Annotated in this window: 21 protein-coding genes; 11 read left to right on the forward strand and 10 right to left on the reverse strand. The window is 39.6% G+C overall.

Annotated features, from left to right (window positions below; genetic code table 11):
* Window positions 1–527: 527 nt before the first annotated feature.
* The 3 genes from HWQ37_RS05775 to HWQ37_RS34580 all read right to left on the reverse strand — a co-directional run bounded on the left by HWQ37_RS05775 (window position 528) and on the right by HWQ37_RS34580 (window position 3392).
* Window positions 528–1604, reverse strand: coding sequence for an AI-2E family transporter (locus tag HWQ37_RS05775; protein WP_292744819.1), 1077 nt, complete (start codon window positions 1602–1604; stop codon window positions 528–530).
* Between the two features lie 223 nt (window positions 1605–1827).
* The gene (locus HWQ37_RS05780; RefSeq protein ID WP_292744821.1) at window positions 1828–2529 is read right to left on the reverse strand and encodes a DUF4337 domain-containing protein; all 702 of its coding nucleotides are present in this window, start codon (window positions 2527–2529) and stop codon (window positions 1828–1830) included.
* Between the two features lie 665 nt (window positions 2530–3194).
* Window positions 3195–3392: a hypothetical protein gene (locus HWQ37_RS34580; protein WP_363318090.1), complete on the reverse strand. Its 198-nt coding sequence runs from the start codon at window positions 3390–3392 to the stop codon at window positions 3195–3197.
* A gap of 167 nt (window positions 3393–3559) precedes the next feature.
* Between HWQ37_RS34580 and HWQ37_RS05790 the strand changes: the two genes are divergently transcribed.
* From HWQ37_RS05790 to HWQ37_RS05800, 3 genes are all read left to right on the forward strand, one after another.
* A complete protein-coding gene (locus tag HWQ37_RS05790; RefSeq protein ID WP_292744823.1) occupies window positions 3560–4411 on the forward strand; it encodes an Rpn family recombination-promoting nuclease/putative transposase in 852 nt (283 codons plus the stop codon).
* 453 nt (window positions 4412–4864) lie between these two features.
* Complete coding sequence (locus HWQ37_RS05795) at window positions 4865–5110, forward strand: hypothetical protein (RefSeq protein WP_292744825.1); 246 nt, start codon at window positions 4865–4867, stop codon at window positions 5108–5110.
* A gap of 194 nt (window positions 5111–5304) precedes the next feature.
* Window positions 5305–5646 carry a hypothetical protein gene (locus tag HWQ37_RS05800; RefSeq protein WP_292744827.1) on the forward strand — a complete coding sequence of 114 codons (342 nt, stop codon included), beginning with the start codon at window positions 5305–5307 and terminating at the stop codon, window positions 5644–5646.
* Between the two features lie 468 nt (window positions 5647–6114).
* On the opposite strand, the gene HWQ37_RS05805 is transcribed toward HWQ37_RS05800, so the two are convergent.
* Complete coding sequence (locus tag HWQ37_RS05805; protein ID WP_292744829.1) at window positions 6115–11301, reverse strand: hypothetical protein; 5187 nt, start codon at window positions 11299–11301, stop codon at window positions 6115–6117.
* Window positions 11302–11348: 47 nt separating this feature from the next.
* Between HWQ37_RS05805 and HWQ37_RS05810 the strand changes: the two genes are divergently transcribed.
* On the forward strand, window positions 11349–11879 hold the full coding sequence (locus HWQ37_RS05810; protein WP_292744831.1) for a hypothetical protein: 531 nt from the start codon (window positions 11349–11351) through the stop codon (window positions 11877–11879).
* An 80-nt stretch (window positions 11880–11959) separates the two neighbouring features.
* Here the strand turns inward: HWQ37_RS05810 and HWQ37_RS05815 are convergent, their stop codons facing one another.
* The 5 genes from HWQ37_RS05815 to HWQ37_RS05835 all read right to left on the reverse strand — a co-directional run bounded on the left by HWQ37_RS05815 (window position 11960) and on the right by HWQ37_RS05835 (window position 15048).
* Window positions 11960–12121, reverse strand: coding sequence for a hypothetical protein (locus HWQ37_RS05815; protein WP_292744833.1), 162 nt, complete (start codon window positions 12119–12121; stop codon window positions 11960–11962).
* 53 nt (window positions 12122–12174) lie between these two features.
* Window positions 12175–12549 (reverse strand): hypothetical protein, encoded by a 375-nt coding sequence (locus HWQ37_RS05820; protein WP_292744835.1) that lies wholly within the window; start codon window positions 12547–12549, stop codon window positions 12175–12177.
* A gap of 197 nt (window positions 12550–12746) precedes the next feature.
* Window positions 12747–13157 carry a hypothetical protein gene (locus HWQ37_RS05825; RefSeq protein WP_292744837.1) on the reverse strand — a complete coding sequence of 137 codons (411 nt, stop codon included), beginning with the start codon at window positions 13155–13157 and terminating at the stop codon, window positions 12747–12749.
* Between the two features lie 155 nt (window positions 13158–13312).
* The gene (locus HWQ37_RS05830; protein ID WP_094330335.1) at window positions 13313–14509 is read right to left on the reverse strand and encodes a ParM/StbA family protein; all 1197 of its coding nucleotides are present in this window, start codon (window positions 14507–14509) and stop codon (window positions 13313–13315) included.
* The gene (locus HWQ37_RS05835) at window positions 14506–15048 is read right to left on the reverse strand and encodes a hypothetical protein (protein ID WP_292744841.1); all 543 of its coding nucleotides are present in this window, start codon (window positions 15046–15048) and stop codon (window positions 14506–14508) included. Before HWQ37_RS05835 ends, HWQ37_RS05830 begins: the two co-directional genes overlap by 4 nt.
* 406 nt (window positions 15049–15454) lie before the next feature.
* On the opposite strand from HWQ37_RS05835, the gene mobV reads away from it, so the two are divergent.
* From mobV to HWQ37_RS05870, 7 genes are all read left to right on the forward strand, one after another.
* Window positions 15455–17203: a MobV family relaxase gene (mobV, locus tag HWQ37_RS05840; protein WP_292744843.1), complete on the forward strand. Its 1749-nt coding sequence runs from the start codon at window positions 15455–15457 to the stop codon at window positions 17201–17203.
* A 107-nt stretch (window positions 17204–17310) separates the two neighbouring features.
* On the forward strand, window positions 17311–18939 hold the full coding sequence (locus tag HWQ37_RS05845; protein ID WP_292744845.1) for an ATP-binding protein: 1629 nt from the start codon (window positions 17311–17313) through the stop codon (window positions 18937–18939).
* Complete coding sequence (locus HWQ37_RS05850) at window positions 18936–19595, forward strand: DUF192 domain-containing protein (protein WP_292744847.1); 660 nt, start codon at window positions 18936–18938, stop codon at window positions 19593–19595. The genes HWQ37_RS05845 and HWQ37_RS05850 overlap by 4 nt, the downstream gene beginning before the upstream one ends.
* Before the next feature lie 183 nt (window positions 19596–19778).
* Window positions 19779–20105 (forward strand): hypothetical protein, encoded by a 327-nt coding sequence (locus HWQ37_RS05855; protein WP_100904155.1) that lies wholly within the window; start codon window positions 19779–19781, stop codon window positions 20103–20105.
* Window positions 20106–20143: 38 nt separating this feature from the next.
* Window positions 20144–21130: a nucleotide-binding protein gene (locus HWQ37_RS05860; protein WP_292744850.1), complete on the forward strand. Its 987-nt coding sequence runs from the start codon at window positions 20144–20146 to the stop codon at window positions 21128–21130.
* Window positions 21114–21821: an ATP-binding protein gene (locus HWQ37_RS05865; protein WP_292744852.1), complete on the forward strand. Its 708-nt coding sequence runs from the start codon at window positions 21114–21116 to the stop codon at window positions 21819–21821. The genes HWQ37_RS05860 and HWQ37_RS05865 overlap by 17 nt, the downstream gene beginning before the upstream one ends.
* On the forward strand, window positions 21821–22414 hold the full coding sequence (locus tag HWQ37_RS05870; RefSeq protein WP_292744854.1) for a DUF6753 family protein: 594 nt from the start codon (window positions 21821–21823) through the stop codon (window positions 22412–22414). The genes HWQ37_RS05865 and HWQ37_RS05870 overlap by 1 nt, the downstream gene beginning before the upstream one ends.
* Here the strand turns inward: HWQ37_RS05870 and HWQ37_RS05875 are convergent, their stop codons facing one another.
* Window positions 22415–23068, reverse strand: a complete 654-nt coding sequence (locus HWQ37_RS05875) for a response regulator transcription factor (RefSeq protein WP_094330327.1) — start codon at window positions 23066–23068, stop codon at window positions 22415–22417. It lies immediately after the preceding gene.
* Window positions 23069–23255: the final 187 nt, after the last annotated feature.

A 23255-nucleotide genomic window follows, 5' to 3' on the forward strand; every position in this document is an offset into this window, starting at 1 on the left:
AACAACATCACTGCGTACAAGCGCCATTGCTGATTGAGACAAACAAAACAAAAACCTAGAACGGCAAAACTAACTGGAGAGGTGAGAATAAAGGCTTAATTACGTATGCCTCTTAGAAAATATCAAACGAGTTTACTATGCTTCTAACCTACCTCTAGCAAGTTTTACCACTCTAGACAAAAACGATATACCTGCTAATCCCAATAAGTTCTTAAAAAAAAGTCTATTCATACAATAATTTTCCTAATGGATGAGTCTTAATTCTCATTAACTTTTGACCAATATGCATATATATAAGTTTCCTTTATTTCGGGATTTTAAACAACTTATTTAGTAAAAATACTTTGTCATACTTTTGTCATACTTTTGTCATAAACGCATTAAGTTAATATGAGACGATTATTTATTTTACTTTAGCGGTCATGTCAAATAGGGTAAGTAAAGATCAAGAGTAAAATATAAAGAACACATCAAGCTCAGTAGGCGGGTTTGGTTAATACGTCATCAATTACTGGATAGTTGCTTATTTAATCGTTCGATTGAACATCTATTCCAGTTTCAACTCCTACTGACTCTATCAGCTTTTCTGACGGAGTAAACTCATCAATTAGCGTAATTATCACTGCTGCCGCAGGCACTGCAAGTAGCACACCAATAAATCCAAATAGCTTACCCATTACCAAAAATGTCACAATCACCATCACTGGATGGATATTTACTTGTTGACCCATCACCAAAGGCTGAACAACATGGGCATCTATTTGATTCATTACAAAGAAAAGTATCAACACAAATACTAACTTTAGCGGTGAAATACTCAATGCTACTAATGCTGGTAAAAAAGCACCAATGACCGAACCAAAGTAAGGAATTATTTCAAATAAACCTGCAATAATCCCAAATGGTAGTGCTGACGGAATCCCCAAAATCAAAAGTCCAAATGTTGCTCCAAGACCCAGAAATATCATCGCTATCCCTGTCCCAAAAATCCAGCCTCGCAATCTTGTCTCGCAAGCCTTAAGAATTCCTTTAAACCGATGGTGATGTCGCCTTGGGACTAATCTTAAAATCCCTTTCACTAAGGAATTAGGATCGTAAGCCATGTAAAGTGCTAAAATTAACGTCGCTACCAATTCAACGGTTAAACTTAAAGCTTCACCTAAGAAAACTGGTACTCCCCCTAGTAACTGGTCGGTCAAATTCCGTAATTGTATTAGTGCTTGGGAAATGTCAGGAATAAAAGCAAATTTCTGGCGCAGTTGCTCAACATCTCCTGTCAATCTATTGAGATAAGTTGGTAATGTTTTGATTAATTTTTGAGATTCAAATGTCACACTAGGTAAGACTACAGTAGCTAATACCACAACAAATCCAATGATTAATCCAATTAGTAGCAAAACAGCAATATCCTGTGATTTGACTAACTTTTGCAAAAACCTTAATAGAGTTCGTAAAATTAAAGCAATCAATGCTGCAACAACTAAAAGTTCTAATACTGGTAAAAGTTGGTATAAAATATAGAGTGCCACCCCTACCATTACTGCCAATGGCGCACCGCGAGTTAACTGCGACCATCCATTCTCTGTATCTCTGGGATTCGCCATTACTATCACTTATTCTTCTGTTTTAATTTGACAATTTTAGTGCCTGGGATGGCTTTGAAGATGAATTCCGGCTTTTAAGGCCAGTTCAGTTTGACTTAACGAAAGGCTCGTGCGTATTCTTTTGGGGAAAAAGAATTAAATAATAATTCTTCTGCTCCAGAAGCTCCTCCTCTTCACCTCCTCCCCCCCTGCTCCCCCTGCCTATTTCTATTGGGGGTTATTGTTATTTATCAGGTGAGGAAGCAAAATCAGGTAGCATAGTTCCAATACTCACAATTTTTTTTCCGACTGGCTTTTCTAAAAAATTTTCTGATAGTAATTTAGTCAATGCATCGGGGTGTAGTTGCCAGTTTAATAATCCTGATAACCCCATCACCAAGCCAAATATAGTTGGTAGCAAGGCGGCATAGAACAACCATTTTTTCTGAGATAGAGATGTGATAGCAAATAGTGAGACAGAAAGCGATAAGAAGGCATCAGCTAGATCAAACTGATCATCATGGTAATTAAGTTGGTCATAGGTTATTTGATCTTTTTCGGCGACTAACTTCTGTTCCTGCTTTTTCTGGTCTTCTTTATCAACAATTACTTGATAAGCGGCAATCTGTTTTTCATATTCAGCCCTCACAGCAGAAGACTGAGAAACAGATTGCAATTTGAGTTGCGTCAGATTCGCTCTGGCTATTTCCTCACGAATATTACGAGCTTGGTATAGTGCCCAATCGTCAATTTTATTCGCTTGAGCTTGCTGCATTGCCTGAACCAGATTATCGTCTTTGACTTTGCAGATACCCATAAAGGTTGCGATCAATGCAACGGCAATTGCAACAGCACTATTTACACGACCTTTCCGTTTTTCGCGCTTCAGTGACGTTTCGACCTCATCTTTTTCATCCTCAACCAGGTCAAGCGGATTTATGTCCATATCGGAATTCCAATTTCACTTAAATATCAAACAAGGGTTGAGTGGAAACCATCTTCAATTTTACTGCCCCCCGGAGGCGATCGTAGAAGGGTAGATGATATTTTGCTTATTCTCAGCAACATCCAGGTCAAAGAATTGACTTTTACCTCAAATTATAAGCTTTTGTAACAGTTGAATAATTCTTAGCTACGGTGGTGAAAACAGAAGTAGATGAATAAGGGCAGGGCATCCACATTATGTCAATAAGGTGATTCTATTATCAATAGACTCCAAGCTTCTCTCATTAATTCTTACTTGTTGCCAAAAGTTTAACCATAGACGCTTTGCGGCTTGCATTTAGCATCGTTCGCGGATTCCGATGAACTCTCTGTGACTGAACTCAAGAAGCTGCAAGACAAACGGACGAAAACGAAAACCGAAGTTTAATCCACACTTAGATGCTTTGATCGAGAAAACTATTAAAAACTTCATTTGAGTCCGTGGTGTATAATCCAAGATGTGTTTTTTTCGCATTCCCTAAGTAATACAACAGTTATATTTTAAACTTTCTACTTACATACGTATTTCATGCCTCGAAAAACTACAGTCCCATCGCAATCAATTAAAGTAACTCCGCTAGCTCTGTCTCAATTACATATCCGCTTAAAATTTCTAGAAAAAGAACATCAATCACTACTCAAACAGATCAAGAGAAAGCGCACAGAACTGAAGAACTTTGTTGAACAGATACGTTCTTTTGGCACAGAATTTCTCAATAAAGCTACTCCCGGTTTCCGAAAAATTTCATGTTTCTCAATAATCCTATCCCATCTAACTGCCTTAATTTTTTCTAGGCTTTCTGCTGATAAGTCTGATAATTTCATAGCTTGTATCTCATGAAGTCTGTTTTAATAGCTAATATACATAAATCAGATTATCATCTCTTTATTCTAGTGGATTGCAGAGATATTTAGTATATGCAATACTGAGCTTTATTAAAAATCTTAACCTGAAAATAGAATGATTGTTATGAAAGTTAAAGATAAATATTATGATTGACCACGACCGCCTTTTCAAAGAATTATTATCTACGTTTTTTATTGATTTCCTTGATTTGTTTCTGCCTCAAGTAGCCAGCCAAATAGATCGTAATTCCATCCAACTTTTACCGCAGGAAGTATTTAATGATGTCACTTCTGGCGAAAAGAAGGAAATTGATTTACTGGCGCAGGTGCGTTATAAACAACAAGACACTTGTTTTCTAATTCATGTTGAAAACCAGTCTTACACTGAAACAGCCTTTGCAAAGCGGATGTTTAAATATTTTGCGCGCCTACATGAAAAGTATGATTTACCGATTTACCCAGTTGTAATTTTTTCTTTTGATGAACCCAAACGCGCCGAACCCCAAAATTATCGCGTCACCTGTGGAGATTTAAAAGTGCTGGAATTTCAGTTTGTAGCAATCCAGTTGAATCGTTTAAGTTGGCGCGATTTTCTCACGCAGCCAAATCCGGTGGCGGCAGCATTAATGTCGAAGATGAACATTTCCAAGCAAGAACGTCCACAGGTGAAGGCGGAATGTTTGCGGCTGCTGGCGACCTTAAAATTAGACCCAGCACGTATGCAATTGATTTCGGGCTTTGTTGATACTTATTTGCGGCTCGACGATACTGAGAAACAGGTCTTTCAAGCGGCAATCAGTACAATGGGATTAGATGAACAGGAGGAAATTATGGAGATTGTTACAAGTTGGCAACAGGAAGGCGCTCAAAAAACAAGAGAAGAGATTGCATTAAATTTACTCAAAAGAGGAATGATTGTGCAAGAAATCTCACAAGTCACGGGTTTAAGTCTTGAACAAGTTCAGCAGTTACAAGCTCTTCTTTCTCAAGAAAATTAATGTCAGTTGTACAGATGGGTGAACAAGAAAATGAGTGCGATTACCCTGACAACGAATCGCACCCAAAATCTTATTCAAACCACAACAGAATTAACAGACTCTTTATAGGAAAAACCCCAGTAAGGGCAAAAGCGAATTTTAACAGACTTAATGGGTATCCGCCGTGATATGTGCAAAATCGGACACGTTGTAAAGTTTGCTAAAGTTTATTATCAAAAGCCTTGATTTACCGTTGTTTCAGCCTCGACCTCAACTTGACTATTCAAATGAAAACATTCCCTAAAAGGGTCATTCATGGGCAAGTGTTAAGGACAAAAAGGGGTGGAAGCTCCCTCTGAAAAATCACCACTCAACGCCGGCGATCGCTACCCTCGATATATCTACCTTGCCTTGATCTGTAGGTGTGTATCATAAAGCTAGCTATTTAGCAACATATTTGTTATAGTTATTTACATGAACAATGATTTAGACTTTAAATCTCCTGAGCTATTTGGTTCTGTTGTTTTCAGACCTGATTTTAATAGCTTTAAGACTATCAATGCTTCCCAAGCTTGGTCTTTATTCTTTACAGGTGGTAGAGAAGACAAAAAACTAGATTCTAACCCTCGAATAGGTCTTTTGCTTACTAGTATTTTGCTAGGTCTTAGTGTTTCTGGGTTCGCCAGCGCACTGATTACCCGGACAATATTTCCTGCTTAAGTGCTTGACTAGTAGCTAATACGAACTATAACTCTGAACCACCAACTTCTTGGTGGTTCAGAGTTATAGTGTGTCTTCACTAATATCTGAGTAACGCCATAGTTTCGGCTACAAATCTTTTAAAGTCTGACTAACCTTGAGGATATCAGGACAAATATTCATCTAAAATTTGGCAATTTAATCTAGGAGAATTAATGTTAGACTTTAACACCTTGACGGGATTCTCAAGCACTTACTGCATTGGCATTTGTGCCTTTCTAATCCCAGTCAACCTAATTGCTACCTCGTTAACAATAGGTTTGACATTATTGTGTCGTCCAGCTATTGAGATTTGGCGAAGTGCTGCAATTGCCAGTACCTTTGCTTTATTAATCATACTGCACGTATTTGCTTGGTTCATGATTGGAGTTGTCATGGCTCCCACATACATTTTATTGGGACTAGGAAGCATCTGTCTGGGAGCAAATTTAGGAGCAATTCTCCTATACAAACGCTTTGCAAACGCGTATGTAGCGATGAAAGTTGAATTTTCCTAAGTACACTGAGAAGTAAACCTTTATAGAGCAACCTTCTAGCTAACTTAGTTTTTCAAAAATCCAAAACTCCCGTGTGCTGAAGTTGACGAACTTGGTCGAAAACTTCTGTAATATCACCTCCTCGGTCAAAAGCATGAATCACACGAGTGGACTTGCTTACAAGGTTTTCTACAGTGGTAAGTGCCTCTACTCACCTGTAATAGCATTTTTTGCTCAAAGGTCGGTTTCTTGCTTCTTTACGTGCTGCTGCAAGTCGTTTTTCCTTTCAAGCTCCTAACTTTAGCTATAGAAGACAAAGAAATGCTTCCGCTCCATATTCCAAGCTCCTGAATTTATTCATAGGGTATTAATTACGAATTACGTAAAGCCTGCGGCATAGCTTTGCTTAGAGCGTAGCGGGGCGCAGCCCATTAGTAATTACGAATTGGAGCAAAGCGACTTGGCTCCTGGCTGCTGAATTGTTCAAATCTATCTTTGTAAGTCTATTTGTTGTGTTTGAGATTTAGCTAATATTTTATCAATTTGAGTATTAGCATCCTCAAAAGTTTGCAATATCTGTGGAGTTAGTTTATTAGTCTGCACCTGACCAGATTGCAAGTTTAAAATTACCTCTCCATTTTTCTGCGAAATAGTTAAATCCCTCTGCTGGGTACTAAAGGTTATATCATAAATTTTTCCCAAAACTTGAGTGCCATTTTCATTGGTCTTACCCCAGACCATGCCAATCCTTTGAGCAATTTGAGTCAGCCGACTGATTCTTTCAAGCTCAAATGTATCTTTATTCATTACTGTCAACGCTTCGGCTGATAATTGCTCACCAGCTTTAAACCCATTTGCCACTTCCACAATGCGCTTTTTGTAATTTTCCGACTTCCCTAACTTATCTGCGGCATTGTACCAATTTCTCAAGTCATCAATAGTAACTGATTGAGGTTGGACTTCTTGGTTGGGTACGGCTCTGTTTTGTGTTTCAGGAAACGGGACTATAAAACCCTCCACATAATCTCCTAAAGGCTCTAAGTGCAGCCCCCACACCTGCTGTTTACCCGTGAATAGTTCTGGTAATGCTTTGGGTGAGTGCTTTTCCATATCAGCCCACTGCTGTTGATAAACAGGGTCAGCAATCATAGAGGGTGTGATTTGATACTGCTTACCTACTCGAAAGGCGACTTGTTTATCAATGCCTGTAGCTAGAGCTATATCACCCTGTTTAAATCCATACTGTTTGTAAGGCTGATAAGCTCTAGTGGTATGAGTCCGACCATATCCTCTCATCGCATCAATGCAAGTGTTTACTGGTATTGGATTAGTGTCACCATGCATCATTAAAGGGTAGTTCATCGGAATCGGTTTGCCTTTGATGACAGGAGGGGCGACATTTTGAACCTCTTGGTTTGGGTGGAATTGAGCGCTTTGTTGAGGCGGGGATTGTGCTGATTGAGACGGAGGTTTCAAGAATTGCGATCGCGTGGCCAAAGATTTAATTTCTTGTTGATATTCAGTACTTGATTCAATCACAGCCCCAAATTTTTTGGTCATGTTCTCCAAAGTTTTGGGGGGAATTGAACTGCTGACTAAGTGAAATACTGCTAGACCTTTTTTGGTTTCCATGATGACATCTTCTATTGGTACTTGCTGCCATTCAACTTTTTGAGCAGTTAACCATTTAGTTACAGTCTCAGCTTTCTGGTTGTCAACAGCCAAGCCCATGACTCCAAGTTTTTTGTTTGATTCTGTAGAAAATAAGAAAGTAGGACGCTCTTTAATATGATGTAGAATTTTCGCACTACTATCAATCATGTCCTGTTGTTGAGGGTTAACTGATTGAGTCCTAAAAGCCTGAAATTCCTTCGTCCATTTCTGGGGATATTCAACGGTATAAGGGTCAATTTGAGCGCAAATAACAGAAAAATTACTTTGAATAATAGCGGGTGCGGGTGTAAGTTGCCCAGTTTTGAGCAGTCCAAGTTGTCTGAGCGCGTCTTTGTCTTTTTTGAAGTGCAATACCCCCAAGGGTTCACCATTCAAAAACACAGCATCTCTAGTTTTAGAAGCTGAGGTTTCGATAGTCAGTTTTCGGTAATCTTGATCATTGAATGTCTGACCAGAAAAATCATAAAAGTTAATTTTATTAATTTTGAGGAGATTCCCATTGGGAGATTCACCCAGCACAAAAGCTTGATCTCCTGTCTCAGAGATTGACGTGAGCTTTAATTTTAGGGGATTACCATTTTTAAGATAATTAATTTCTTTTAACTGTTGGGCAGAATCACTGTCTAACTCACCCAGGGTTTTGCCATCAAGTTTGATTTTTACTGTTTTATCAGGAATCGGCACAGTGCCAAATTCTAAGTTTACGGGTTTGTCGTTAAAAACAAGTCCTGCATAAGAGAAGTTCTTGAGTTCACGGATAGTAATTTCAATCGGCTCGTTTCCTGGCAGCCCAATAGTTGCTTTGGCAGTAGCAGGTTCTACCCCAACCATACTTGCTTGCGCCTTTGTACCAATAGGAAGCTGTGCGGTTCTGGTTTCGAGCATGGCGAATTCCTTATATTCGCCGTCAGCATCCTGGACAAACATTAGTCTGGAAACGTGGCGTTCATGTCCGACTGGGTGGTGGCTAGCCCTAATTTCTATCGGGTGCAAATCATCCTTGTTCCAGTCTCGACCCAAAAAATGATTCGCTTCATGATTTAGCGTGACTAACTTCGGCTCAGTAAATTGCAATTTATCTAAGCGAGAAATAATCTCATTGGGGAAAGCAGCGAAGGCAAAATTAGAGACTTTTTTAGCGATCGCTTGGGGATTTGCGTTTTCTTTTCTTGCAACTTCAAGTTCATCTTGGCGGGATGCACAGATGTTCCAAGCGGCGGCGGCAGATGCAAGTTTTTCTGACTCTGGGATAGAAGCGTAAAATGCGAGAGCCGTCTCCTGTGCCTTATCGAAAAGTAATTTAGTTTGGCTTCTAGTAAGTTCTGGTTTTAGTTCTAGGAGTTTAGCTCCCTGCATGGTCATCCCCGATTTGAGGTTGTGGTCAGTCACAGATTGTTGGCTAACTGTCCCCAGGTTGCGGTAAGCGGGTTTCTTATCCTCCCCAATCTCACCATTGATTTGTGCAACTGCTAATAATTTATGAGGGCGTTCTTTAGTTCGCCATTTCTCTGGTATTTCGTCTAGGCGAATGTTCAACGTTTGGGCTTTCCAAATCAGAGGATGTTCGTAATGGGTGAGATTGGTAATTTCGAGTTGGCAAGACTGTGGAGTTTGGATGATTGCTGATGGCCCTTTCTCGGTTTCCCGCCGTCGCTCCATACGTACCGCAGCGTTGAATTTCTGATCAAACTCGTACTTGGCGGCGATCGCTGTAAATTTCTGCTGTGGTGTAAATTCTACTCCTTGGAACAAGTCTTTAAACTGGACAATGGGACGCGATTCTAACTGTGATTCTTGGAAATATTTATTGGTTTGGCTAATTAATAATTCTACTGGTGAGTAGCCCTTTGGTGTTATCCCCGTGCTTAAATAAACTGACGAAGATTTCTTATCTTTAATATAATTAACATCACGATACAAGTAGCGGCTGTTTTCCCTGATTAAATTCATCTCAGGTTTTTTTGCACTTTTGAATAAATCAACCGCTATTTGGTTTTGATAACATCCCTCACCAATCATTTCTCGGTACATTAGGCGGTTAAGATCCATCGCCTGCTGAATAATCTCTGGCGTTCTCTTAGGATTCTCTGCTAGAGCTACAACAGATTGCATGAAGGGTTTGTACTCTGCTCTAATTGGTTTGGGCTTCTCGTCATGTTCCTGTTCAAATAAACCTTGATAGCGCTTAGATACTTGCTCTAAATATTCTGATTTTTGTTCTAAAGTACCATAAGTGTTTAGTACCTCAATTTCTGATTCTAATGCTTCCAGTGCTGTCACTTGATTGTTGATTATGCCCACGCTGATGCTATCGCTCATGTGAATGGCGATTTTTTCAAAAGGGGGCTGGCTTCCATCGCTGGGATCATAGAATGATTGTTTTTTGAGCTTAACCGTGGGCGAATAGGCGTTTTGGGGAAGATTTCTTCGCTCTGCCTCTGCTGTTAAATTGGGGTATAAGCTGGCTTTTGCCACACCAATGCAATCACCATCGTAGTCTCGTGCTTGGCGTTCTGATTCGGTTTCTGCTGGGTCGATAAAATCAACATCGACCCCTCGCGCTTCTAACTGTGCAATTCTTTGCTGTATCCGCTTGTGGTCTTCGTCATTGACTACAATTATGCCTTGCAAAGATTTACCATCTGGAGCAAGACGGTCTTCAACGTGTTTATTAGTAGAGACACACAAACCATTAGAGTTGAGGAAAGGAGAGCGAAAGTTAAGAACTTTTTCTCCAAGCTCCAGCCAAGGGGCACAGATTTCACCATTTTTGAGTTCTTTGGAAGGAATAATCATTGCTCGGTCAAAAGTAAGCGTTTTCCCAATAGCAATATCTCGCCACTCACTTTGTACAAAACGGTTTAATTCCTGTTTGACCTTCTCAGTTTCTAAAAGCTGCTGATGCCCTAGTAAATCAGCTTTAATGAGTTTGTACATGAACAAGTCATCTTTAGTATTCTCGTCATCTAATTCCTCATCTGTATCTAAATCTTCATTTTTTCCTAAGTTTTTAACATCTATTCCTTGGTTTTTGATCTCTCCTATTTTTAATTTACTTTGGTTCAATGATTCTTTGCGTTTTTCGTATCTTTCACAATAGTAAACAGCAACAATTCTTGGATCATCTTGAATAGAGGCTAATCTTTGAGCTTGTACCTCTAGTTCCTCTACAAAATCTTTAAGCCCGTGAGGAAAAGATGCCAATAGTTGGGAGATAGACATCTGACCTTGTTGAGATTGTGCTTTTTCAGCTAACCAAATATTTTGCTGATATAATCCTGGTTGAATTTGAGGTTTAGTAGGCCCTTTGGGTCTATCTTTGTCTGTTCCCTTAAAACTGCTTACGGGAAGAATTATGTCTATTTTTGGTTTGCTCTTAGGATCTGCATATTCTATTTTATCTAAGTTGTATGGTCGGAGTGTTCCTTTGCCAAAACGGTATTTAGTAGTATCTTCTCCAATTCCATCCACCCAACCAAATCGATGCTGAATTACACGATAACTTTTATCTGCTTGGGATTCTCTTAAGGTTAGCTTTTCATAAAGCTGTGTTGAAATCTGCCCATAACAGTCACCAACTAATTTATATGCCAAATCATTTGATAATATCCCTCCATTATCACCTCTGTTAGCAGTAGAATCATCTACTACCAGAATGTTTAGCTTTTCGTGAATCGCATTTTTACAAGCCCCAAGGAAGATGGAACCATAAGCCCCACGGTCTTTACTATCTGGACAAATTTTTTGAATCGTATCTAAACATTCTTTATCTCCGTAAAGTAAGCGAGTCTTAGAAGATAGCAATAAAATTTGTCCGTCTGGATGATTCTTTAATTCTTCGTCTGTACTGTACTCATCTGAATGCCCAAAGGAGAATTTTTTATCAGGAAAGTAAAATTCCAGTAAAGTATTACTGAGATTTTCAGTTAAAATGTTTTTACGATCATCTGTATAAATCCATTGGTTGAGCCTGGGATCAAAATGTTTAATTTCCAGAGTCATGTTTTTAAGAAATTAATGGAAGTTGGTTAATATCTTGAGAGGTTTGTATGTCGAGAATTAAGCGTTGGATAAATATGCATAAGAAAGAATTCAATGCAGATGGAACTTTAAAAGATGAAGTAAGACAACAAAAGTTATCTCTTGGCGCACATCCAGAAGCAGTTGATGACTACGCTCGTAGAGTAAAAGAAGAGTATGACGAGTGGAAGCACTTAGACGAGACTGATCCAGAACCGTGGCCAATCTACACAGCCTACGATTTCTTTACTGAACAAGAAAAAAAGGAATTTAACCCAGATGGTTCTTTCAGACCTGAATATGTAGAATATGCTCGTCAAATTGGCATCAGTGAAAGTGCGCTAGAGCAGCTTGAGTGGCGTAAGAAAATGGAGGTTGATCATTATAATAAAATGTCTGCCTCACACGTAGAACAAGGCATCAACTTTGGTGAATGGTTAATGGAAGGGAGGATTGGAAACAGCAGAACATACGTCCAACGTCGGCAGCAGATGGAGCAAGACCTGCGTAACTTTGAGGATGTTGACAGTTTGCCTTTCGACAAGGACACAGCATATTAAGCTCACCCTAAGCAGAGCGAGTGGTAATATAAGCTGAAAGCATTATAAAACAGCGCTTTCAGCTTTTTAGTGACATCCTTTTAATGAGCTTGAACAGCAGGCAGGTTAGCAGCAGCCGATGGTTTGGCAGAGCGAAACGCCCCGTTAAAAAAGGCAATCATTCCTAAAATGGCAAAGGGTCTAATGATTAATATGTGCAGTGAATTGAATGCCGAGTGTTCTCTGACTACTTCAGCCCACATATACTTGCAGTTGGTCTTCCCTTGTCTGCTGGGCGAAAAAGCGAACTGTTTGCTTAATTGGCTTGCCGTTCTATAGTTGGAGGGATTACCCCAGACGACCTCACAACTGACTTGTTGGAAGCGGCGGCAAGGAACGCAAACATTCCTAAAATAGCAAAGGACGTAATAATCACTTGCTGTACGGATGCAAAGACCGACTTTTCTTTCTCCTTTTGGACAGTAATGCGATTCAGATTCTGTTGAAATGCCGAGAAATACAAATAATTCAACACTTTCTCACACAAGGCAGGGTCTTCACCTATTTGTACTTTCTGGCACAGGAGAATTTCTAGATGCTCTTGGCGGCGATCGCTTGTAGACAAATCGCGCTCGTCCCACAGTTTTGCCTGGGTTGTATCTAAAGGTCTATTAATACCTAATATAGTCATACTATGGCCTTGTTTAGTTGTTGAGTTAGTTGAGGGAACAGGTGTAATCGATAATTCAATTACACCCTAGTGTGCTTTTTGAAAAATGGAACTCATACCTAACTTAAGAAGTTTAAATATGCTTTCTAAAAAGAACTAGCAACTTGAGTACTGAAAAAATCAAAACTCAGGTTGCTAGTAAAGTTTGAGAAGATATGCTATATTTCCCAGTCCAAATCTTCAGTTGGAGATGGAGATAAAACCTGTGCCTTGGGTGATGGTTGGGGTGTATCCGGCTCTAGTGGGTTCGTCCCATCCTGAAATATTTCCTCAGCCAAAGTCCGTCCATCTGAGTCAATGTCGCTTGTGAGAAAATACTCTAAAACTTGCGGTGTAGCACCATCAATTGCTGCTTGTGCTAGTAGGGATTTAATGAATTGGGGAGATGCTTCACTATCAGCTAGTACCTTCAAGGTTTGCTCGGCATCTTGGATGGTCATTTTGGAGATATCTTTAACTCCAACTTCGTCCCAGACATCGCCAAAATACTGACGATATTGCTGATTGAAGTCTTGCTCTTGGGCAAATCGTGATAATTCTTGTACCTGCAAATGTGTCGTTTCAGCCATCTTAATTTGCCAATGTTAATTGTTCACGCTTGTTAGTGTTAGAGCGATCGCACTTTCAGATGAGGTAAGGTGCAAGTTGAAGCATATCTCTTACCAAGAGAGGCTTTTACGATGTTAGACAGAATATCTGTCTAACATCAAGTGCAAGATATGAACTACACTCTATTGATAGAAGTGAGATGATTAACTGCTGGAGAATAAGAATCTGGTACTAATTTCTGTTTGCGCTCATAGCAAAAATTTTCATCCAGCATTCTCACATAACTAATATGAGTTGCCCAAACATCAGCCAGTCGCTCACCCAAGCCAACGGTATCTAAGGATTTGGGAATAACTACTCCACCATTCCAAACGATAGGGATGCTTTCTGTTTGAAAATATTGTGTCAGTTCTCGACGCACAAACTCACCAGTACCACCACAGATGAGAACTTCATCTAATGGTACATGGTTTTTGACCCAGCGCAGCAATGCTCGACAGTATTCATCCCGAATCACTTCTAAAACTGATTTAAACAACTCTAAATCCGAGTTAATTCCTGATGGTGTATTCCTACGTGACAAATTTCGTAATGCAGTGAAATTACCTTTACTTGCTTCCACTAAAGCCGCCGCTATACACGGATCATCTTTCGATAGTCCTACGCTAGTACGTTCGACAAACTTTTGTAACACCCAATTCATCCCCAAGTCTGTCGATTCTTTCTTTGCTACTTTCCCTTTTTCTGAAAGGGTAAAACTGGCATTACGATGACCCAGCATTAACAATCCTATATTTTTTTGAGAAAATACATTCCCTAGAGCGCGATTTCTGTAAGAAATAATACCTGTTCCTTCAGGAAGGTTTTTGAAGCTATTGACCTTAATTTTCATTCTTCCCGTTGGCGTTATTACTCCTTGCCTATAGTTCAAGACAAACTTTTTAGCCAAATCTTGTACATTCTTCTCTTCTCCAGGTGGTAGCAAAATCTGGAGAAACATTTCGTGAATATCTAGATTTATTTGACGTTTAGCTAGCCACAACAAACCAGCAACCTTTGATAAGGCATATTCAGACTTCAAATCTTGCAGTGCCGCAGTTCCAGCAAACTCTCTTTTTGCAATACTCCCTAATACAGAATATTCCTGACCAATTCTCACCCAAGCGCTATCATCAGGCAGCGCATCTACAGTTAAATGTTTGGTTGAACCCTCTCCTACATCGGCAACTTCTGGACTCATCCACAATGCAAATGGCACTCCCGCCGGATAAATCTGAGCGATCGCTTTGGTTGAACTACCCCCCAAGTCTGCCGTCAGTATAAACTGTACGACTTGGCTTGATTTGTCCTGATTAGTATTTGTAGTTGTCATAAATTTTTATTACCGTTTGTTTCGTCAAATCCCAACAATTGAGTAGCCATTAACAAGTCTGGTGTCATTTTCAAGTCCATTAATCCCAAATCATCATCAGATAGTAAGGATTCTTCCTGCTGACTTGTTTGCTCTAGTTCCTCTTGTTCTTCTTTATCTTTGCGAATCACATTTGTTGAGATTGGCAAGCTTTTTTCTAAAATCGATGATTTGTTCTGCTCTATTTGTTGTGGTGGCAAAATCGCACTACTATCTACTTCAAAAGAATTAGAAACCTTTTGCATTAAAATTCTAATCTTTACTAGCTTTCCTTCCAATTCCCCAATACTCGACAAGCAAGCTTCAATAAATTCCTCTTTACTTACCTTTCCCACTAATGCTTCTATTAGCCAGTAACTTGTCACTGCTTCCATTGTCAGTTCACCTGCCGACTTTTTTGAGCGATGATTCACCAAGTATTCAATAGTTCTTCCATCCCAAGAATCATGTCTCCGTTTTACTCTTGGCAGTTCAACGTCTTTGCTTCCCTGTTTGTCCATTTTTAAAACTCAGTACAGTTGTCTTATTGTTTACATTTGCAATACTTGATACAAAAATGAGTATTGCGGGTAGTCTAAATGAGTATTTAGGCGGAGAAAGCCCCCTTTTTCTCTCAATTGCGTTTCCACTGTGTTTTCACTGCGTTGCGCTTTTTCCCTCATTTATGAGTATTCGTGCGTAATTCGTACCCAAATTATTCACTGCTTAGAATCAGGCGACTAAATGCCTGGGGTCTTTGCTATGTAAGCACTTGAGCTAGTTAGGTATTAGAGTTCCTTCAAAAAGTCTTTCAAGCCGCTAAAATAATCGTACGTACTTACTACGACTATCTTCACTTTTTCGCATTTGAGCAATTTAGCTATTTTGGCGACTAGTCGCAATTGCTCCGATTTTGGGTAAATCAGCGTGATAACAAAATCATACCAAGTTTATCCAAGATGTGAAGTCATGAGCTACGCGATCGCGCGATTAAAAAAATTAAAGCGGGGTAATATATCAGGGAGTGCATCTCACACTGCAAGAGAAAGAGAAACCCCAAACGCTGACCCCACTCAAAAAAATATTCGGTTCATCGGTAGCCTCAACCCAGAGGAACGATTAGAGGATTTGGTACTAGCCAAAATTGCCGAGCATGAACAAAAGCGAAAGATTCGCACTGATGCGGTGTACTGCGTGGAGTTACTGTTGAGTGCATCGCCCAGTTATTTCCGTCCCGACTGCCCAACTAATGCTGGGTACTATGAACAACAAAAGTTGGATGACTGGGTAGAAGCGACTCACCAGTGGTTGGCTGATGAATATGGCTCACGCATTGTCAGGGCAGAATTACACCTAGATGAAGCCACCCCGCACATTCACGCTTACTTTGTGCCGGTTGATGATCAGGGGCAATTGCGCTGTAATCATTTCTTTGACGGGCGGCAGAAAATTCATGAATTTCAGGATTCGTACTACCAGACAATGCGGCTAATCGAACTAGAGCGCGGTATCAAGGGAAGCAGAGCAAAGCACCAGGACATCAAAGACTTTTACCGCATTGTGGAGGAGGGGCGTGACTTAGAAGTTGATGAGCTAAGTGCAGCGCAATTGAAGGCCAAAGCTGCCGACCGAGACAGAGCGAATCAACGTAAACAGGAAATGGAAGCTACAGCCAAAGCTCTCTCACTTGAAAATGAACAGTTACGGCTCAGAATTGCACAATTAGAACAAGATAATCAATCAATAAAAAAGCTTACCGAGTGGTCAACTGATTTAGCTTTAGATGATGTTGCTTGGGAGTTAGGGCTGTGGCGTAAAGGGAATGAATGGGTAGGAGGAAGCCACATCATTAATATAGATGGCTCTAAATTTAGCGACCTTGCTTCCGGTTCTTATTTTGAAGGTAATCATGCAATTGATTTGGTGAAACACGTTAATCAATGCAACCAAACAACTGCGATCGCATGGATAGGGGAGCGATTTGGTGAAGTCGGCGCAAAACGTGCAGCGATTGCTCATGCTCAAAAAGTTACGGCTGACATTATCCAAACTCAACCAGTACCGCAATTCGCTCCACCGATTGAGGATAAAAAACAGTGGCAGCAAGTAGAACATTACCTAACCCAGAAACGAGGCATACCCTCTGATTGCGTACAAATGTTACATAACCAGGGGCTAGTTTATGCCGACTCAAAAGCAAATGTAGTGTTTGTGATGCGGGACTTGGAAGGGAATACCAAAGGGGCTTTCTTAGAAGGTACAACCAATAAATTCTCTGGTTATGAGTTAGGTACAGTTCGCCGTGATAGCTGGTTTTACTTTACTTTGGGGAAAAAGCCTAGTGAACAAACTAGTACTGTCGTGCTGTCTGACTCTCCCATTGATGCCATTTCAGTAGCCATGCTGGAATATCAAGTTAAAGGAATACCAGAAAACAGAACAGTTTACATGGCAGTAGATGACACTTCAAATTTACCTGTTGAAAGATTACGTAATGTTCCTTGTGTACAGGTAGCTTTTAGTCAACCAACAGTGGCACGGGCTGTTAAAGAACTACTGCCACACTCGACTCAACTCAAGTGCAAAAGTCGGGATTGGAATACGCAGTTAATCAATTTCTCCCATCAATTGCAACAACGTTATTCACAACAAAAACACGAGGAATTAGAGCTATAGTTGTAAAAAAGTCAAGCTACTCTAGTACCGATTTTTTCAGTACCAAAGTAGCTAGTAAAGAGTTTTAGCTATCAATAATATTGGGGTGAAATTTAACTAAAGCCCTAATGAATAATGAGTTAATTAAACAAATATTTGGATTAATTAAGCTTAACAATAAGCTGATTGCTGTCGAGTCTCCATTGCAAGAGAGGGTCAGGCTGCTCATCAATCTAGCCAGTGAATGCCAGCAATACGATATTAACTGTTACCTGTGGACGCTGGAAGATGACCAACTGCACCAGTTATCTACTAATGAGGAGGGATTAAGTTTACAAAAAGTTGACCAGTATCAGGCGATCGCGAAAAGCAGGCGCGAACATTACTTTGAAATTCTGCGGTTTTGGAAAACTACTGATTTATCAGGAATCCTGATACTAGAAGGTATATTCCCCTGGCTGGGCGAAGCTACCACTGACCCCGATTTCTTTCTGACTTCCGAGTGGATCAAGTCAGCCCTCATTAACCTGAAGCTGTGCAATCACTCTTGCAACAAGACAGCGATTCTCTTAGGGTCAAACGCCACCGTGTCATCTGACATTGCCCCCGAAGTTCCCACAGTTATTCAACAACTGCCAGCTATAGAGGAAATAAGCAGTTACTTAGCCCAAGTATTACCTGATTACAGTCATAGCGATATTCATGCGACGGCGAACGCCTCAATAGGCATGTACTTAGCAGACATTGACTATGGAATTAGACAGGCAAGCGCTCCTGGTGAAATTAAACCGGATGAGTTAGTAGAAAAACTGTCCGCTTACAAAATCGAACTGTTCAAGCGGATTTATAATATTCAATTTCTCCAACCCCCTAGCACTCCTATCGGGGGGCTGGAACTGATGCAGCAAGCGTTTAAAACTTATAAGCGCCTTCTATCCTCATTGGCGAAAGCCTATAATCTTCGTTTACCCAAGGGGATTTTATTAATCGGCCCACCGGGAACAGGAAAATCTTACTCGGCTAAAGCAAGTTCTGCACAATTGGGGCTACCTCTGATTATTTTGGAGTGGGGTAGTTTCCGCAGTTACGGTAATTTGGCTGAGTACAAGCTAAAAAGCTTACTCGCACTGGTAGACCGAATCAACCGTGTAATTTTATACTTAGATGACTTTGATAAGGGATTCGCCGGGGATGATGATTTATCCAAACGCCTAGCTGGTATGCTTTTGACCTGGATGCAAGAACGTACTAGTGAGGTTTTAATTATCGCTTCGGCTAACAATATTCAATGGCTACCACCAGAGCTAACCAGAAGTGGACGCTTTGACGAGATTTTCAAGGTGGATCTCCCAAATTACGGCGAACGGCACGAAATATTCAAAATTCACTTAGCCCGTTTCGATCCTCGTTTCCGCGATCGGGGCGATGGGTACAGCGAAGAAGAATGGAAAAGGTTACTCAAAGCCACGCAGCGATGTGTCGGTGCGGAGATTCAAGCCATTGTTGAACGTGCCGCCGTCTCTAGTTTCTGTCAAATGTTTGGCGACGATGTTTCTCCCCTTCAAGAACTACCACCACTAGGAATTACATTGTCGGCATTGCTGGCTGCAAGGCAGAGTATGAATCCTCTGGCAATCCGCGAAGCTGACCGAGTTGAAAGTATGCGTAACATTGCGGCTTTGCATGGCCTTCCATCTAGTCCAATTGATTCATCATTATATAGTCTCGGCAATGTTGATATTTTTGGTGAAACATGAAAACTTTAAAAATTAATTCTGAAAAGGATTTATACGTTGCTGCTTTCAAGTTACTGAACATACTAGGCCCTGTCGCTGGAGTATCAATTATCATCGGCACTGTGGCGCTTGGTTACGTCCAAACTCGTCCCCAGGATTTACCAGTTACGCACATTCTCACCAAAGGCGGTCGCACATTTAACTTGGAAGCCGCTTCTACACCAGAGCAATTAGAGAAAGGGCTGAAATTTCGAGCATCCTTAAACGGCGATGGCGGAATGTTATTCAATTTGGGAGGAGAAATTTATAATGTGCCTTTCTGGATGTACAAGGTAAATTTTCCATTAGACATCTTTTATCTTAAGGACAATGTGGTGACAACTGCGGTTTACAATGCCCAACCGTGTTACAAAAACCCTTGCTCTATCTACAAAGGGAAAGTTGCCAATCAAGTGCTAGAGCTAGCAACAGGCGCTGCCAATATCAAGGTTGGCGATCGGCTTAACATCCAACCGTTATCAGTTTTGCCTAAGAATAATATCAGTGTTGACCAAGAAGATTGGAGATTGAAGATCGCAGATTGCAGATTGAATATTTTTGGTACAAGCCCAGCCCCTTGTGGGCGGAATAAATCTGAAATCGTCAATCTCAAATCAGAGAAGCTGCATCTCTTGTAGGTGCAGTCAATCTCAAATCTACAATCGGCAATCTACAATTGTTTGACAGAGGCAGTTCTTTGAGAACCAAAAATAATCGCTAGTAATTATATAACGTATTTTTTTAAAATCAAGAAACCATAGTACTGAAAAAAACAGTACCTAAATAGCTTCGTGTGTTGAATCAAATATGGCAATCTATTTATGGGAAGAGTATGGACATATTGGGAATTTGATCACCCTTTGGGTAGTACGGTGCGAGTAATATCAACCCCATTAGGGCTAGAGATATTTGCTGAAGATGTATTTCAGATTATTGCACCAGAATTAAATAATGAAAAAATAGTGCCTCTGCATATCCAAAGTCGAGAACGTCATGTGATTATTGGGGAGCAAATAACAATAGTAAAAACTTTAAATTCGGGAGCTATTTATAATTTAAAAGGCATGGTTAAAAAACAAATGATTAATAATTTTACGCAATGGATAAGGAGTAATGTCTTACCGATATTTCAAAAAGATGTTTTTTAGAAAATTGAGAACAAATCTGAATTATGAGGAAAAGAAAAATGACACAAACTATCAATAACAATCAAAATGGAAATATTAATAGCAAAGCTGATATCTCGGCAATTGAAGCAGCAGAAGAAATAAAGCTAAATGATTTAGCACCAGAGCAGCAGTTAGAGTTAGAGAAACTAAAGTTAGACCTGGATATGGCCTCAGATGCAGATAAAGAGGCAGATGAAGTAACTAAAACTCCCCCAAGAAGATTAGTAATAGTAGACGGGGGGAAAGGTGGAGTTGGTAAATCGATGTGGACGAGAGGGTTTTTACAAACTTGTATAGATGAGAAAAGGAGAATTGTGGCAGTAGATGCAGATAATTCTAATCCAGATTTGTTGAGATATTATGGTGAGAATGGTGAGCATTGTCAAATACAGCAGTTAAATATTTTTAAAGATGGAAGTATAGATAGATTTTTTGATCAGATAAAGAGAATGATGGAGCCAGAGCCAGATACATATAATCAACTGCCACCACCAGAATCGCTGTTTTTATTAGAATTGCCACCGCAATCAAGACAAATATTTAAAAGATTTATAGAACAAGAGTTCTTGGAAACAGCCGCCAATGATTATGACATTAGAGTAACAATGGTCGTGGTAATTAGTCGAGTATCAGATTCGGTAAAGCAATTAATAGATTTATACAGCTTTTGCGGAAATAAAGTAGATTACATAGTCGTTAGAAATTTATTTTATGGTGAGGAGTCAGAATTTTCTAGATATAGCAACTCATCAATAGTTCAAGAGATAAAGCAAGAGCTATTAAAAGCAGGAATCCCTTTATTTGATATTACAATGCCGAATTTGCTTGAATATGCCTATGATTATTTAGATGAAAAGTCACTAAGTTTTTCTGAAGGAATAAAGCAAAAAGAACTACCAGGAGTGAAAATGCGGGTGAAGAGTTGGCTAAAAAATTTTAAACAGCAAATTTGTCCAGTTAAGCATCTCTTAGGGCTGGAGAGTATAAATGTTGAAATCTTCTAAAAGAATGGTAATGACTGTAGGTGACTCTCGTGTAGGCAAGTCTACAGTTATGAAACTGTTGCTGGAAATTTATCAAATTCAAGGTAAAAGATTGAAAGTTTATGACCATGATAATCGTGATAGACTTTTGGCTTACAAAGATTTAGTGTGTATTGAAAAGATAGATTTTTTCAATAAACAAACGGACAGGATGTTTATTGATCTGGTAGCTGCTGATATAGATATCATTTTAGTGGATATGCCGGGGCAGCACATAGACAAAATTTGTCAGTATATTGTTGAGTCTGAACTATTAGAAGCTTTAGCTGAATATGGATGGAAGCTAACGTTCCTGCAACCGATATCACATAGAACGGACTGCATAGACTACTTAACTCAAATCATCCAAACTGCTACTAACAATGCCAACTATGTGATAGTGAAGAATTATCATTTTGCGCCAGAGTTTAGGGAATATGACGAAAAAATGCAGAAAACTCTGTTAACAATAGGAGGAACAGAAATAAATTTGATGGCTTTACATCGAAATCACTATCAAGCGATGGAGAAAGCTGTCAAGCCATATTCACAAGTTTGCCAGGATCTATCGATAATTTTATTTTGGAGAAGCTTCATTTTTCAGTGGATTAAAAATTTCCGCAATTCAGTGATAAATAACAAATTGGCTATTAAATATTTAGGACTTGATTGATGACATCACAAGATATATTACAAGGTTATTCTCCATCAGAACAAAGGCGCATAGTTGAAGGGGCGTACCAATTAGGAATCACACCAGATGACCCAACATTTAGGATGATGGCAACGCTGGGTCGATATGAAGAAACGATGATAGACCTCCAGGCAAGAATGGAGGCAATGATAGAAGCATGGGCAGCATTAATAGACCAAAAACTGGAGAAGACAAGTAAATCCGCCGAGTCAATGCATTATACAGTTGTCTCTAGTGCCGTGCGTGATGAGATCAAAAAAAATAAGCCCATCAGCACAGGCATGAAAGTGCAGTCCGGCTGGGGATTGGGAACAGTATCTCTAGTGTGTGGATTAGTAGCGGCTGGCAGTACCTTGCTGGGTTCGCTGACAACGTGGAATCTGGTGCAGAATGTAGGAACGAATCAGTCAGTAGTAGTCTCACGTAACGAGATAAAGATTCTCCAATGGGCAAAATCCCAGGAGGGTAAACAGATGTATCAAATTATCTTAAAAAATCAAGCAGCAATTGAAGCTTGTCAAACACAGCAGAGTAAAACCCAAGGCTATTGTTTAATTCAAGTAGGTAAGTAGCTAACCTACCTGAAGGTAATCTTGTTCGATGTACCCAAGTTTACTAGCTTCAATCAAAGCATTGACGCGATCGCTGACATCCAACTTCGCAAAAATCTTGTTAATATGCCCTTTTACAGTACTTTCAGTAATGAATAACTGCTCGGCAATCAGCTTATTAGAAAAACCAGCTGCCATCAAAGAAACAATTTGGATTTCAGTATTAGTGAGATTATCTTGATAAGTCTTACCCTTGATTTTCTGTTGGTAACAAAAATTCCGTCGGCTAATATCAGGGTCAAAAAAAGACTTGCTATCGTAGAATGTGGTTTTAATGGCTTCTAAAATCAGAGGAACATTATTCTTTTTGAGAATGTAAGAATCAGCGCCGACATTTAAAGCTGATTGAACAGTGCCTTGAGAAGAATGAGAAGAAAGAACAACAATTTTAGTCTTGCTATTGAGTTTGACCTCTTTAATCACTTCTAGCCCAGATATGTCCGGTAAACCAATATCCACCAAAATCACATCGGGATTTAATTCCTTAACTAAATTAATACCTTCAATACCAGTACGCGCAACGCCGACCATTTCCATATCTGGTTGTTGATTGATAGCAGTAGTGATCCCCAACCTAATGAGTTCTTCATCCTCAATGAGCGTTAATCGAATCATAGATCACTTCGATTATAAGATGACTCAATATTTATAACATAGTTATTGGTGTTAAGCCTTTTACTTTTTGTATCTGTCATATAAAATATAAGTAATCAAAAATCTTTCCAGATAAATGAAAGAAACTTTAGTACTAAAGTTTGATTGGATAATTTTTTTTTATAACTAAAACAAAAGTATTCTCAAA

This window comes from Nostoc sp. NMS4 (assembly GCF_017115095.1).
GTDB lineage: Bacteria > Cyanobacteriota > Cyanobacteriia > Cyanobacteriales > Nostocaceae > Nostoc.